Here is a 14,579-nt window from a genome sequence, read left to right on the forward strand (position 1 = left end):
CGCATGGCTGAGCATGAGCTGCGCCGGGGCGGTGCGCCGCGCGCACCGAGCATGGCCCAGGTCGCTGCGCGGGCAGGGGTTTCCCACCAGACGGTGTCGCGCGTCCTGAACGACGCCTCGCTCGTCAAGGAGGACACCAGGTCCCGTGTCCTTGCCGCCATCGAGGAGCTCGGTTACCGCCGCAACTTCGCAGCACGCCTGCTGGCGACCAACCGGTCACGCCGCATCGGGATGATCACTGCGCATCTCGGCCTCCACGGTCCGAGCATGATCGCGACCGCTGTCCAGGAGGCAGGGAGCGTCGAGGGCTATGACGTGTCCCTGGTCGGGGTCTCGGAGTTGTCGGCCGAAGCGCTCCACGGCGCGGTGGACCGACTGTCCGACCAGGCCGTCGAAGCGATCGTCGTGGCCGTGGCCCACCGGGAGGCTGCGGAGATGACGCGGTCCCTGCAGCTCTCGATCCCGGTGGTCCTCGTCGAGGGCGTCTCCGGGGGTCAACCGCTCTCGGCTGGCATCGACCAGGTGCTCGGTGCCCAGCTGGCGACGGGGCACCTGCTCGACCTGGGTCACCGACATGTCGCACACGTGAGCGGTCCGCACGACTGGGTGGAAGCAGCCCATCGTCGCGCCGGATGGCGCCGGGCGCACGAGGAGCGTGGCCTGCTGCCCGGACCGGAGCTGGACGGGGACTGGTCGCCCGCAAGTGGCTATCGAGCGGGACTGCTGATCGCGGACGACAGCGACACCACCGCGGTCTTCGCGGGCAACGACTCGATGGCGCTCGGACTGCTGCGCGCACTCCACGAGCGTGGTCGCCGGGTGCCTGAGGACCTCAGCGTGGTGGGTTTCGACGACCTGCCAGAGGCGGCGTTCTACTGGCCCGCTCTCACCACGGTGGCGCAGGACTTCTCCGAGCTGGGCCGGCGTGCGCTGTCGCTTGCTGTCGCCGCCATCCGCGGAGACCACGAGGCCTCGCTCGACCTCATCGTCCCGACCCTGCAGGTCCGAGCGTCGACCGGCGCGCCCCCTCAGTAGGCGACACGGCTGAGCGCAAGAAGTGAGCGCTCACATTTATCTCAAGAGAATCCATCAGAAGTCTTGACTGGTGCAATGTTAACGCTCACACTCGTCTCACAGTGACACCGGTCACATGGGCAACAAGGCCCCATTGATTTGGAGGAAGACCAGTGCTGAAGAAGACCCTGATCGCCGCGAGTGCGATCTCCATGACAGTCATGACGCTGTCGGCCTGCGGCTCCGATGACTCGGGCGGTAGCGACGACGGCAAGATCACGATGGGCTTCGCCCAGGTCGGCGCCGAGAGCGGGTGGCGCACCGCCAACACCAAGTCCATCCAGGAGACGGCCGAGGCCGAGGGAGTCGAGCTCAAGTTCACCGACGCCCAGGGCAAGCAGGAGAACCAGATCCAGGCGATCAGGTCCTACATCCAGCAGAAGGTCGACGTCATCGCCTTCAGTCCGGTGGTCGAGACCGGGTTCGAGTCAGTCCTCCAGGAGGCGAAGGCGGCCGGCATCCCGGTCATCCTCACCGACCGTGCGGTCGACGTGGAGGACACCTCGCTCTACGAGACCTTCTTGGGCTCCGACTTCGTCCTCGAGGGGGAGAAGGCGGGCGAGTGGCTGGTGGAGAACGCCGACGACTCCGACGTGGACGGCGACGGGAAGATCAACGTCGTGCAGCTTGAAGGCACGACCGGTGCCGCCCCGGCGATTGACCGTGCCGAGGGCTTCGCGTCGGCCATCGGGGCAGACCCGTCCATGTCGGTGATCGCATCCCAGACCGGTGACTTCACCCGCGAAGGCGGCAAGCAGGTCATGGAGTCCTTCCTGCAGTCCGAGGAGGGGATCGACGTCGTGTTCGCGCACAACGACGACATGGGCCTGGGCGCCATCGAGGCGATCGAGGCTGCCGGTCTCGAGCCGGGCAAGGACATCAAGATCATCACCATCGATGCCGTCAAGGACGGCATGGCCGCCCTGGCCGAGGGCAAGATCAACTACATCGTCGAGTGCAACCCGCTCCTCGGGCCGCAGCTGATGGAGCTGGCCAAGAAGGTGCTCGACGGTGAAGAGGTTCCCGAGCGCGTCGTCACCGAGGAGACGACGTTCACCCAGGAACAGGCCGCCGACGTCCTGGCCGACCGCCAGTACTGAGCAACTCGTGCGGCCCGGAGGTTCGACGCGTCCGGGCCGCACGCATGACGAACGCGTGCCAGAGAGGACGTGAGATGACGCAGATGGAGACACAGGCGCAGGCGCACTCCCCGCAGGGGTTGACGCCGAGTCCCGTGATCGAGATGCAGGACATCACGATCGAATTCGGCGGTGTGCGCGCTCTCGACGGCGTCAGCCTGCGGTTGTTCCCCGGTGAGGTGCACGCCTTGATGGGGGAGAACGGGGCTGGCAAGTCCACGTTGATCAAGGCGTTGACCGGGGTCTACTCCATCGACTCCGGCACGGTGCTCGTCGACGGCGTGGAGCACGCGTTCTCCTCGCCGGCCGCCTCCCAGGCAGCTGGCATCAGCACGGTGTATCAGGAGGTCAACCTGCTGCCCAACCTCACGGTGGCGGAGAACATGCTGCTGGGCCGCGAGCCGCGCCGGTTCGGCGGGATCAACGTCAGCGCCATGAACCGTCGGGCGCGAGAGACCCTCGAAGGGCTGGGCATCGCGGTGGACCCGACCTCCGTGCTCGGCGATCACCCGATCGCCATACAACAGCTGGTCGCCATCGCCCGGGCGGTGGACGTGGACGCTCGCGTGCTGATCCTCGACGAGCCCACCTCCAGCCTCGACACCGACGAGGTCGCCAAGCTCTTCGACGTCATCCGTCGGCTCCGTGCAGACGGCGTCGCCATCGTCTTCGTCTCCCATTTCCTGGACCAGGTCTACGAGGTCTCCGACCGGATGACGATCCTGCGCAACGGTCAGCTGGTCGAAGAGCGCATGGTCGCCGAGACCTCCCGGCTTGAGCTCGTGCAGCTGATGATCGGCCGCGAGATCGAGGTGCTCGACCGGCTCGACCGTCAAGAGCACACGGCTGTCGACAAGGCGAAGACCGCGCCGGTGCTCGTTGCAGTCGGACTGGGGCGCAAGGGCTCGCTCGAGGCGACCGACCTCGAGCTGTTCGAGGGCGAGGTCATCGGCTTCGCGGGCCTCCTGGGTTCGGGCCGCACCGAGCTCGCACGCCTCCTCTTCGGGGCCGACACCGCCGACAAGGGAGAGGTCACAGTCCGCTCCGAGCGTCGCCGGCTGCGCAGTCCGCGCCATGCGATCGACCGCAAGCTCGCCTTCTCGAGTGAGGACCGCAAGGCCGAGGGAGTCGTGGCGGACCTGACCGTCGCCGACAACATGGTGCTGGCGTTGCAGGCATCGCGCGGCTGGTTGAGGCCCATCCCGCAGAACACCCGCACCGAGCTCGTGCAGCGCTACATCCAGGCCCTCGACATCCGGCCGGCCGACCCCGATGCACTGATGCGCAACCTCTCGGGAGGCAACCAGCAGAAGGTGCTGCTCGCACGGTGGTTGATCACTGAGCCCGACATCCTCATCCTCGACGAGCCCACCCGCGGGATCGACATCGGCGCCAAGGCCCAGATCCAGGCCACGGTCGCAGAGCTGGCAGCCAAGGGGATGTCGGTGGTCTTCATCTCCGCCGAGCTCGAGGAGGTGCTCCGCCTCAGTGACCGCCTCGTCGTGATGCGAGACCGCCACAAGATCGACGAACGCCCCAACGACGACGTGAGCGTCAGCGACGTCCTCGAGATCATCGCAGGCGAGGCCCGGTCCGAGCAGGGGAGCCACCATGCCTGAGTCCCCGACCCGCTACCAGCGCATCCTGGGCAGTCCGCTCCTGTGGCCCGCGCTCGCGCTGGCCATGCTGCTTCTCGTCAACCTGGTGGCAACACCCACGTTCTTCAACATCCGGATGCAGGACGGTCACCTGTACGGCAGCCTGGTCGACATCGTGCGCAACAGCGCGCCGGTGCTGCTCGTGGCGCTGGGGATGACCCTCGTGATCGCCACGCGGGGGATCGACCTCTCCGTCGGTGCGATCGCCGCCATCAGCGGCTCCGTGGCGTGCACGCGGATCGCCGGCGCGGGCGATGAAGCGGCGCTCAGCACGGCGATCATGGCGTGCACCCTCGCGCTGGCGGTGTGCGTCGCGCTCGGTCTCTGGAACGGTTTCCTGGTCTCGGTGCTCGGCATCCAGCCCATCATCGCGACGCTGGTGCTGATGGTCGCCGGACGGGGACTTGCCATGGCGGTGACTGACGGTCAGATCACCACCGTCAACAACGCCTTCTTCAGCGACCTCGCGTCGGGCTTCGTCCTCACCCTCCCGTTGGCGTTCATCGTCGCGATGGTCGTCTTCGCGTTCACTGCAGTCCTCACCCGGCGCACCGCGCTCGGCATGCTGATCGAGGCCGTAGGCATCAACCCCGAGGCCAGTCGGCTCGCTGGGGTCCGGTCGCGGACGATCGTCTGGACCGTCTACGCGTTCTCCGGCCTGTGCTCCGGGGTCGCGGGCCTGATCATCGCGGCCAACACCAACTCGGTGAACCCCAACCGCCTCGGGCTCTGGATCGAGCTCGACGCCATCCTCGCCGTGGTCATCGGGGGCACCTCGCTGGCCGGCGGGCGATTCTCGTTGACGGGCACGCTCATCGGCGCCCTGTTCATCGCGACGCTCGTGCGCACGATCCCCAACATCGGAATCCCCTCCGAGGCCAACTACCTCTTCAAGGCGCTTGTCGTCGTGGCGGTGTGCCTCCTCCAGTCCCCCAAGGCACGCAGAGCGCTGCGGCGCAGACGCCGAACCATCCCCGTCCTGGCAGAGGCAGGTCACGCATGAGCGCCGCAACTCTCCCCGTCTCCGCGTCGGCGTGGGACCGGCTCCGGCAGTTCTCCCCGCCGTCGCGCTACGTGCCCGTCCTGACCACGCTGGCCCTGTTCATCGGCATGTTCGGCATCGGGGGCCTGCGCTACGACGGGTTCGCCGACCCGCAGGTGCTGTTGAGCCTGCTCATCGACAACGCGTTCCTCATCGTGCTCGCGGTCGGCATGACCTTCGTCATCCTCACCGGTGGCATCGACCTGTCCGTCGGATCGGTCGTCGCCCTCTCCACGATGGTGGCGGCGAAGACTCTCCAGCTGGGCTGGGACCCCTACCTGTCCATGGTTGCCGTGCTCCTGACCGGGACCCTCCTGGGCCTGCTGATGGGCCTGCTCATCCACTACTTCGACATCCAGCCGTTCATCGCCACGCTCGCAGGACTGTTCCTGGCCCGGGGGATCACCTACCTGATCAGCGTCGAGTCGATCTCGATCAACGATCCGACCTTCACCGCTCTGGCCTACGAGACCGTCGACCTCGGCGGCTACTACCTGCGATGGACGGCGATCGTGGCGCTCGTGGTGGTGGGGATTGCGGCGTACGTCCTTGCCCGGACCCGCTTCGGTCGCACGGTCTACGCCATCGGCGGAAGCGAGAGCTCGGCGATGTTGATGGGCCTGCGGGTGGCCTTCACCAAGGTCGGCGTCTATGTCATCAGCGGCTTCTGCGCCTCCCTCGGCGGGTTGATGTTCTCCCTCTACATCCTGTCCGGCAACCCCTTGCACGCGGTCGGCACCGAGCTCGACGCCATCGCCGCTGTCGTCATCGGGGGCACGTTGCTCACGGGCGGGCGGGGCTACGTCGTGGGCTCACTCCTGGGCGTGCTCGTCCTCGGGATCATCTTGACGTTGATCTCCTTCGACGGCTCCCTGAGCTCCTACTGGGTGCGCATCGTCATCGGGGCGCTGCTGCTGGCGTTCGTGGTGGCGCAGCGATTCGCGACTCGGCGACAGACATGACCGACATCGCAGCGCGGAAGCCCGTCATGGCAGACGTCGCCCGGCTCGCTGGCGTCTCGCACCAGACGGTCTCCCGGGTCATCAACGGACAGGCCAACCTGCGTCCGGCGACCCGTGAGCGGGTCGAGATGGCGATCCGTCAGCTCGGCTATCGACCCAACTCGGCTGCCCGAGCCCTGGTCACCAGGCGGTCGGCCACCATCGGCGTGATCGGCTCCAAGAGCGGCTTCTGGGGACCGTCCACCGTGCACCGCACCATCCAGGCCGCAGGGCGGGAGGCCGGCTACTTCGTCAGCTCGGTCAACCTGCAGAGTCTGACCCGCGAGGAGCTGGTCGATGCGATCGACCACCTGCGCGGGCAGTCCGTCGAAGGCATCGTGCTGATCTCTGCTACGGACGAGGCTCTTGAGGTGGCGCGCGCGCAGGAGAATCTCGGCACCCCTGTCGTGGTCGTAGAGGGCAATGCGGAGAAGGCCCGGTGGACCGTCGGGGTCGACCAGGTCGCCGGCGCCGAGCTCGGGACTCGGCACCTGATCGGGCTCGGGCACACCGACATCCTCCACCTCGCCGGACCCCCCTCGTGGACCGAGGCGCGCGCTCGGCTCCTGGGGTGGCAGAACGCGATGTATGCCGCAGGCCTGACCCCCGGGCAGCCCCTGGTCGGCGACTGGTCGGCCGCCAGTGGCTTCGCCTGCGGACAGGAGATCGCTGCGCGTGGCGAGATCACGGCGGTGTTCTGCGCCAACGACCAGATGGCGCTCGGCCTGATGCGAGCCCTGACCGAAGCCGGGCGGGGCGTGCCGCGCGGGGCGGGCGGTGTCAGTGTCGTCGGCTTCGACGACATCCCCGAGGCGGCGTACCTCATCCCGCCGCTCACCACCGTGCGCCAGGACTTCCAGGCCGTGGGCCACCGGGCGATCGAGATCCTCCAGGCCGCCATGGCCGGCGAGTCGACACCGGAAAGCCTGATCAGACCCGAGCTGGTGGTGCGCGCCAGCAGCGCGTCCCCCGTCGAGAGGAACCCATGACCGTCTCCGAGAACCAGATCGACGACCACTACGTCGTGGGCGTCGACTTCGGCACCCTGTCCGGGCGCGCCGTGGTGGTGCGCGTCTCCGACGGCGCCGAGCTCGGGACCGGCGTACACGCCTATCCGCACGCGGTGCTCGAGGAGTGCCTTCCCGCGGAGCTCGCCGGCAGCGCGCTTCCCCTGCCGCCTGAGTGGGCGCTGCAAGTCCCGGAGGACTACCGCGAGGTGCTCAAGGTGGCTGTGCCAGCTGCTGTGGCCGCAGCCGGCATCGACCCCGACCAGGTCGTCGGCATCGCCACGGACTTCACCGCCTGCACGATGGTGCCCACGCTGGCCGACGGCACCCCGCTCAACGAGGTCGAGGGCCTCGCCGACCGGCCGCACGCCTACGTGAAGCTGTGGAAGCACCACGCCGCTCAGGCGCAGGCCGACCGCATCAACGAGCTCGCCCGGATCCGGGGGGAATCGTGGCTACCGCGCTACGGCGGCCTCATCTCCTCGGAGTGGGAGTTCGCCAAGGGACTCCAGCTCTTCGAGGAGGACTACGACGCCTATGAACGGATGGAGCACTGGGTCGAGGCGGCCGACTGGATCGTGTGGCAGCTCTGCGGGACCTACGTCCGCAACGCGTGCACCGCCGGTTACAAGGGCATCCGGCAGGACGGCGACTACCCATCGCCGCAGTTCCTCACTGCCCTGTCACCCGGCTTCGGCTCCTTCGTGTCCGACAAGGTCGAGCATCCGATCGGCGAGCTCGGCGACCGCGCCGGTGCGCTGAGTGCCGAGGCGGCAGGCTGGACGGGGCTTCGCGAAGGCATTGCCGTGGCTGTTGGCAACGTCGACGCCCACGTCACGGCACCGGCGGCCCAGGCCACCGGTCCCGGCCAGATGGTGGCCATCATGGGCACGTCGACGTGCCACGTCATGAGTGCTTCGGTGCTCCGTGAGGTCCCGGGGATGTGCGGCGTCGTGGACGGCGGCATCGTGTCGGGGCTGTGGGGTTACGAGGCGGGCCAGAGCGGCGTCGGCGACATCTTCGGGTGGTTCGTCGACAACGGCGTCCCGGCGGCCTACGCCGAGGCCGCCGCGGCCGCGGGGGAGTCGGTGCACGAGCACCTCACCCGGCTGGCCGCCGCCCAGGCGATCGGTGAGCACGGGCTCGTCGCCCTCGACTGGCACTCAGGCAACCGTTCGGTGCTCGTCGACCACGAGCTCTCCGGCGTCGTGGTCGGCCAGACACTGGCGACCCGGCCGCCGGACATCTACCGAGCCCTGCTCGAGGCCACCGCCTTCGGGACCCGCGTGATCGTCGAGACCTTCCGCCGCAGCGGCGTCCCGGTCGAGGAGTTCATCGTGGCCGGCGGGCTGGCGAAGAACGCGCTGCTCATGCAGATCTATGCCGACGTGACCCGGCTGCCGCTCTCGATCATCGACTCCGAGCAGGGCCCGGCTCTCGGCTCCGCCATCCACGCAGCTGTCGCAGCCGGTGCCTACCCGGACGTCCCGACCGCTGCCAAGCAGATGGGCAAGGTCCGTCGTCACGTCTATCTGCCCGACCAGACGCGTGCCAGCGCCTACGACGCGTTGTTCGAGCAGTACGTCGCACTGCACGACCACTTCGGGCGCAGCTCCACCACGATGCGACGGCTCAAGGCGATCCGTCGCGACGCGGTGGCCCGCCGGCGTGCCGCCACCCAGGAAGAGGACTGACATGACTGTCGTGACCGAGGTCCGAGAGACCATCGACACGCTGCGCCGCGAGGTGTGTGCGCTGCACGAGCAGCTGACCCGCTATCAGCTGGTGGTGTGGACCGCCGGCAACGTGAGCGCGCGGGTGCCTGGGCACGACCTCTTGGTGATCAAGCCGAGCGGCGTGGCGTACGACGATCTCACTCCCGAGAACATGGTCCTGTGCGACCTGCACGGGCGCGTGGTGGAGGGCGAGCACGCCCCGTCGTCCGACACCGAGGCGCAGGCCTACGTCTATCGCGAGATGCCCCATGTCGGCGGGGTGGTCCACACGCACTCGACCTACGCCGCCGCTTGGGCGATCCGCGGCGAGCCGGTGCCCTGTGTGCTCACGATGTGCGCCGACGAGTTCGGCGGCGAGATCCCGATCGGGCCCTTTGCGATCATCGGCGGCGACTCGATCGGCCGCGGTGTCGTCGAGACCCTGCGTGGCAGCCGGTCGTCGGCCGTGATCATGCGCAACCACGGCGTCTTCAGCATCGGTCCCACTCCGCGCAAGGCCGTGGCGGCAGCCGTGATGTGCGAGGACGTCGCTCGCACCGTCCACATCTCGCGCCAGCTCGGCGAGCCGCAGCCGATCGAGCAGCAGCACGTCGACGCCCTCCACGACCGCTACCAGAACGTGTACGGCCAGCGCTGACCCGACCGGTCGGCACCCAGACTCACGAAGGAACACCCACATGAGCATGACGTCCGTCCCCGTCCCCGAGGTCTGGTTCCTCACCGGCAGCCAGGGGCTGTACGGCCCCGAGACACTGGACCAGGTCGCGTCGCAGTCCCAGGCGATCGTGTCCCGGCTCAACGAGACCGCAGACCTGCCGGTCACCGTGGTGTGGAAGCCCGTCCTCCTCGATGCCGGCTCCATCCACCGGCAGATGCTGGACGCGAACTCCGACCCTGCGTGTGTCGGGGTGATGGCATGGATGCACACCTTCTCCCCGGCGAAGATGTGGATCGCGGGCCTCGACGCCCTCCAGAAGCCGTTGCTGCACCTGCACACGCAGGCCGGCATGGAGCTCCCGTGGTCGACCATCGACATGGACTTCATGAACCTCAACCAGGCCGCGCACGGCGACCGCGAGTTCGGCTACATCCAGTCCCGGCTCGGTGTCCTGCGCAAGACGGTCGCGGGTCACGTCGACTCGCCAGCGGTCCGGGCACGAGTGGCCCAGTGGACCCGCGCGGCGTTGGGGCGCCACGAGCTGCGACACCTCAGGCTCGCGCGTTTCGGTGACAACATGCGCGACGTCGCAGTGACCGAGGGAGACAAGATCGAGGCGCAGCTCCGCTTCGGCGTCTCCGTCAACACCTACGGCGTCAACGACCTCGTTGCTGTCGTCGATGAGGTCGCCGACACCGACATCGACAAGCTGGTCATCGAGTACGCGGACACCTACCGCGTCGCTCCCGAGCTGCTTCCGGGCGGGGAGCGTCACGACTCGCTCCGCTACGGGGCACGCATCGAGCTCGGCATGCGCGCCTTCCTCACCGCGGGCGGCTTCGGCGCCTTCACGACCAACTTCGAGGACCTCGGCGGCCTGCGCCAGCTGCCGGGTCTGGCCGTCCAGCGGCTCATGGCCGACGGCTTCGGCTTCGGCGGCGAAGGGGACTGGAAGACGTCGGTGCTGCTCCGCGCAACCAAGGCCATGGCGGCCGGATTGCCCGGCGGCACGTCCTTCATGGAGGACTACACCTACCACCTCGTTCCCGGCGAGGAGAAGATCCTCGGCGCCCACATGCTCGAGGTCTGCCCCAGCATCACGACGCAGCGCGCGTCCCTGGAGGTGCATCCGCTCGCGATCGGCGGCCGTGAGGACCCGGTCCGCCTCCGGTTCACCGCGGACCCCGGGGCGGCGGTGGTCGCCGGCCTGTCCGACCTCGGCGACCGCTTCCGGCTCACGGTCAACGAGATCGACGTCGTGGAGCCGGACGAGGAGCTGCCGCATCTTCCCGTCGCGTGCGCCGTCTGGGAGCCGCGGCCCTCGCTGTCGACCTCCGCCGAGGCCTGGTTGATGGCGGGTGCGCCGCACCACACCGTGCTCTCCAAGGCGATCGGCGTGGAGGTGCTCGAGGACTTTGCCGAGATGACGGGCACCGAGATGGTGACCATCGACGCCGAGACCACGCCGCGCACCTTCAAGCGCGAGCTGCGCTGGAACGCCGCCTACCACCGCCTGGCCCAAGGTCTGTGAGGATGGGACGCATGAAGCAACGAACTCTCGAACGGATCGGTCGCCCGGTCTCCGTGGTGGGTCTCGGCACCTGGCAGCTCGGCGCCGACTGGGGTGAGGTCACCGAGGCCGACGCGCTGGCGGTGCTGGAGGCCTCCGCTGAGGCGGGCGTGACGTTCTACGACACCGCCGACGTCTACGGCGACGGACGAAGCGAGCGAATCCTCGGTCGCTTCGTGGCGGAGCACTCCGACGCGGGGTTCATGGTCGCCACCAAGATGGGCAGGCGGGCCGAGCAGGTGCCTGCCAACTACAGCGAGGCGAACTTCCGTTCCTGGATCGACCGGTCGCGCACCAACCTCGGCACCGATCGGCTCGACCTGGTCCAGCTGCACTGCCCGCCGAGCGAGGTCATCGACGACGACCGCACCTACGACGTGCTCGACCGACTCGTCGAGGACGGGTCGATTGCGGCGTACGGCGTCAGCGTCGAGACCGCCGCCCAGGCGCTCAGTGCGATCGGCCGACCGCACGTCGCCAGCGTGCAGATCATCCTGAACGCCTTCCGCGCCAAGCCCCTGGACGAGGTGCTGCCCGCCGCCGAGGCCGCCGGGGTCGGCATCATCGCCCGCGTCCCGCTCGCGTCGGGGTTGCTGTCGGGCAAGTACCACCTCAACACCACGTTCGCCGCCGACGACCACCGGACCTACAACCGCGACGGCAGCGCCTTCGACGTGGGGGAGACCTTCTCCGGGGTCGACTACGCCACCGGCGTGGAGGCGGCGCGGGAGTTCTCGGAGCTGGTGGCCGAGAGCGACCTCGACATCACTCCGGCGCAGGCCGCCATCGCGTGGATTGCCCACCAGCCAGGCGTCTCCACGGTGATCCCCGGAGCTCGCAACGTCGCGCAGGCCCAGGCGAACGCGGCGGCCGGTGTGGTCGCTGAGCTGCCGGCCTCGTTCCTGGAGGGCGTCGCGGACCTCTACGACCGTCGGATCCGTGCTCAGGTGCACGCGCGCTGGTAAGGCGCTGCCGCCACGGAACGGGTCCGGTCGCCACGACGACGTCGTCAGGCGGTGATGTTGGCGTTGTAGCGCAGGACGTTGGTGGGGTCGTGGCGTCGCTTGACCTCGCGGAGCCGGGTCCATCGCTCGGTGCCGAACATCGTCTGTGCCCGACCTGGCGGCACGTCGTGCGCGGCGTAGTTGGAGTACCCGCCGCCGAGCAACGACCACGGCGCAACGGCCTGCGAGATGCTGCGCGACCAGCTCACGTGTTCATCGTCGTGACTGGGGTCGCTCCAGATTCCGAGTCCGGTCACGTTCCAGCGGGCCTCGCGGGCGGGGAACGCGGCTGTCTCGGGGTCGATGCGTCGGGCCAGACCCGTCAGGGGCTCGAGCAAGATGGTGTTCAGGCCCGGCGTCTGTTCCAGGCGCTCGCACACCGCCGAGACCGTTTCCGGGTGCAGGTCGGTGACGAAGTGCCCGGACCAGTAGTGCCGGAGCCCGAACGGCAGCAGCCCGTTCATTCCTTGGACATCCTGATAGCTCATCACGCGGAGGTCGTCGCTCACCGGCACCGCCAGTCGGCGGACCGCGTCGGCGTAGCGTCGGGCGTCCTCGGGCGGGCCGGCGTAGGCGAACAGGACCCCGCAACCGGGTTGGGTGTGCCCGACCCCCACCCTGACCGCGGACTGGATGACCAGCTCGTCGGGTGCGTCGCGCATCAGATCGGCGATCCCGTCGAGCACTTCCGCGGTGTCCTGGATGTCGAAGAGGAGTCGTCCGCCGAACATCGGTCCGCGTTCGTGCAGGGCCATCTCGAACGAGGTGACCACACCGAAGTTGCCGCCTCCACCTCGCAGTGCCCACAACAGCTCGGGGTCTCCGTCCTGGCCGGCGACGACCACCTCGCCCGCAGGCGTGACGAGCTCGGCGCGCACGAGGTTGTCGCACGTCAGCCCCCCGGTGCCGATGAGCCACCCGATCCCTCCACCCAGGGTGAGGCCCCCGACCCCGGTGTCACCGAAGGTCCCGCCCGGAACCGCCAGGCCATGGCTCTGCGTGGCCGGGTCGACGTCGTTCCACACCGCCCCTCCAGCCACCCGGGCCCGGCGCGCGACCGGGTCGACCGCCACGTCCCGCATCAGGGACAGGTCCACCAACAGCGAGTCGGCGCCCACCCCGTGGCCGGCCACGCTGTGACCGCCACCCCGCACCGAGACCGGCAGATCCAACCGCGTCGCGGACTCCAGGGCTCGGCGTACGTCGTCGACGGTTCGGCACGAGACCGCGAGGACCGGCCTGCGGTCCAGCAACCCGTTGAAGGTACGGCGTGCGGTCGCGTAACGCTCCTGGCCGGGCACCGAGACCCAGCCCTCGACAAGACCACTGAGCCGGGCTACCTCGACATCGACGTCACTCTGGTCCACCACGGTCACGGGGCGATACTTCCGGAGTTGAGCGAGGACCGCCAGACCTCCACCAGGCTCAGTGCAGCGACAGGACCGCGATCGACACGGTTGCCGAGACCGTCAACAGGAGGATCGTGGGAAGGCGCTCGTCGCCGATGACTGATCGCGGCGCCGTGGCTGCGGCGACGAGGTGGCCGGCGACCACGACCGCCAGCTGCAGCGCGACCAGACCCGCGGCGCCCAGCGGGGCTTCCTGGAGGCGCTCGGTCGGCGAGCCGAGCAGGTCCCAGCCAGCTCCCAGCGGGTCGCCCAGCAGACCGGGCAGCAGCTGGACGCTGGTGAAGAACCGGTTGCGCGCCAGCGCCACTGCAAGCGCGACGGCGACCGCGACCGGCACGAGCGCCTGCACCACGGCGGCCCGCTGCTCCACGGGGCCGACCCGAGCCGCCAGGTGCCCGCTGCCGGCACCGAGGATGAACCCGAGGACGAGAGCCGCGGTGGACCACAGGAGGGCGTCCGGACGTACGGCAACCCCGCTCCAGAGCTCTGTACGGCGCACGGCACCCACGAGGAGGCCTCCGACCACCCCACCGAGCAGCGCGCCGGCACCGTGCGGGGGGTCCCAGGCGATCAGCCGGCGGGGCACCAGCCCCGCCCAGCTGAGCAGCAGCCCCACCGGCTCGGCCGAGGCGAGCCACCGCGCCCGACCGAGGGCGACGCAGCCGGCGACGGTCACCACCGTGTACGCCGCCAGGGCGACGCCGACCGCGCGGGGGTCGAACGGCCGGGGATGGACGCCGAGGAACCACAGCCACGGCAGGGCGAGGGCAACGGCCGGCCACACGTGGCCCGGCGGACGCGAGCGGTCGCCGGGTGCGAGCACCCGCGCGACGGCGTCCCACGGATCGACCCACCGCCACAGCACGCCCACGACCAGGCACCCCAGCAGGAGCAGCGGCCACCCTGCTCCGACCGTGAGCGCCGGAGCGAGGTTCTCCAGCTCGTCGTCGACGCCGATGCGGCCCGCCACCAGCGCGGTCACCAGCAGGAGCACCGACAGGGCTCGGGTCGCCCGCTGCGCAACGCTCAAGCTGCCCGCCCAGGACGTCACGGTCTCCTCCGCCGGTGGCGCGTCGGCGTCGGTGCCCGACCGGCGAAGGGGGACTGCGACAGCCACGACCACCACGAGGAACAAGGTGACCAGGAGGACCAGCAGGGTCGGGACCTCGACGTGTGGGTGGGACGTCTCGGCGTGCGCGACCGGCATGACGGCGCTGGTCAGGGGGATGGTGAGCGGCACCGGGCGAGCGTAGGCTTGTCGGCCGTGACCTGCCACACATT

The 14,579-nt window shown here is 69.2% G+C and carries 12 protein-coding genes; 10 read left to right on the forward strand and 2 right to left on the reverse strand.

Translation table 11 applies throughout. The features are described 5' to 3' along the window. The first annotated feature begins 3 nt into the window (after positions 1-3). The 10 genes from VNJ48_RS14635 (at position 4) to VNJ48_RS14680 (ending at position 11,850) form a co-directional block, all read left to right on the forward strand. Positions 4-1,035: a LacI family DNA-binding transcriptional regulator gene (locus tag VNJ48_RS14635; RefSeq protein ID WP_325603353.1), complete on the forward strand. Its 1,032-nt coding sequence runs from the start codon at positions 4-6 to the stop codon at positions 1,033-1,035. A 152-nt stretch (positions 1,036-1,187) separates the two neighbouring features. Continuing rightward, a complete protein-coding gene (locus VNJ48_RS14640; protein WP_325603355.1) occupies positions 1,188-2,174 on the forward strand; it encodes an ABC transporter substrate-binding protein in 987 nt (328 codons plus the stop codon). 74 nt (positions 2,175-2,248) lie between these two features. Then, positions 2,249-3,832: a sugar ABC transporter ATP-binding protein gene (locus VNJ48_RS14645; RefSeq protein WP_325603357.1), complete on the forward strand. Its 1,584-nt coding sequence runs from the start codon at positions 2,249-2,251 to the stop codon at positions 3,830-3,832. Further along, positions 3,825-4,874: an ABC transporter permease gene (locus tag VNJ48_RS14650; protein ID WP_325603359.1), complete on the forward strand. Its 1,050-nt coding sequence runs from the start codon at positions 3,825-3,827 to the stop codon at positions 4,872-4,874. The genes VNJ48_RS14645 and VNJ48_RS14650 overlap by 8 nt, the downstream gene beginning before the upstream one ends. Then, a complete protein-coding gene (yjfF, locus tag VNJ48_RS14655; RefSeq protein WP_325603360.1) occupies positions 4,871-5,875 on the forward strand; it encodes a galactofuranose ABC transporter, permease protein YjfF in 1,005 nt (334 codons plus the stop codon). The genes VNJ48_RS14650 and yjfF overlap by 4 nt, the downstream gene beginning before the upstream one ends. Continuing rightward, entirely contained in the window at positions 5,872-6,903 is a 1,032-nt protein-coding gene (locus VNJ48_RS14660) for a LacI family DNA-binding transcriptional regulator (protein ID WP_325603362.1), read from the forward strand. The genes yjfF and VNJ48_RS14660 overlap by 4 nt, the downstream gene beginning before the upstream one ends. A 17-nt stretch (positions 6,904-6,920) precedes the next feature. Next, complete coding sequence (gene araB, locus VNJ48_RS14665; protein WP_325603420.1) at positions 6,921-8,615, forward strand: ribulokinase; 1,695 nt, start codon at positions 6,921-6,923, stop codon at positions 8,613-8,615. A 1-nt stretch (position 8,616) separates the two neighbouring features. After that, positions 8,617-9,294, forward strand: coding sequence for an L-ribulose-5-phosphate 4-epimerase (locus VNJ48_RS14670; protein ID WP_325603364.1), 678 nt, complete (start codon positions 8,617-8,619; stop codon positions 9,292-9,294). A 46-nt stretch (positions 9,295-9,340) separates the two neighbouring features. Beyond that, entirely contained in the window at positions 9,341-10,846 is a 1,506-nt protein-coding gene (gene araA, locus VNJ48_RS14675; RefSeq protein WP_325603422.1) for an L-arabinose isomerase, read from the forward strand. Positions 10,847-10,857: 11 nt separating this feature from the next. After that, positions 10,858-11,850, forward strand: a complete 993-nt coding sequence (locus VNJ48_RS14680) for an aldo/keto reductase (RefSeq protein WP_325603366.1) — start codon at positions 10,858-10,860, stop codon at positions 11,848-11,850. A 44-nt stretch (positions 11,851-11,894) separates the two neighbouring features. Here the strand turns inward: VNJ48_RS14680 and VNJ48_RS14685 are convergent, their stop codons facing one another. Further along, on the reverse strand, positions 11,895-13,265 hold the full coding sequence (locus VNJ48_RS14685; protein WP_325603368.1) for an FAD-binding oxidoreductase: 1,371 nt from the start codon (positions 13,263-13,265) through the stop codon (positions 11,895-11,897). Positions 13,266-13,314: 49 nt separating this feature from the next. Beyond that, positions 13,315-14,538: a hypothetical protein gene (locus tag VNJ48_RS14690; RefSeq protein WP_325603370.1), complete on the reverse strand. Its 1,224-nt coding sequence runs from the start codon at positions 14,536-14,538 to the stop codon at positions 13,315-13,317. Between the last annotated feature and the right edge of the window lie 41 nt (positions 14,539-14,579).

Origin of the sequence: Nocardioides sp. (assembly GCF_035576065.1) — a bacterium.
GTDB lineage: Bacteria > Actinomycetota > Actinomycetes > Propionibacteriales > Nocardioidaceae > Nocardioides.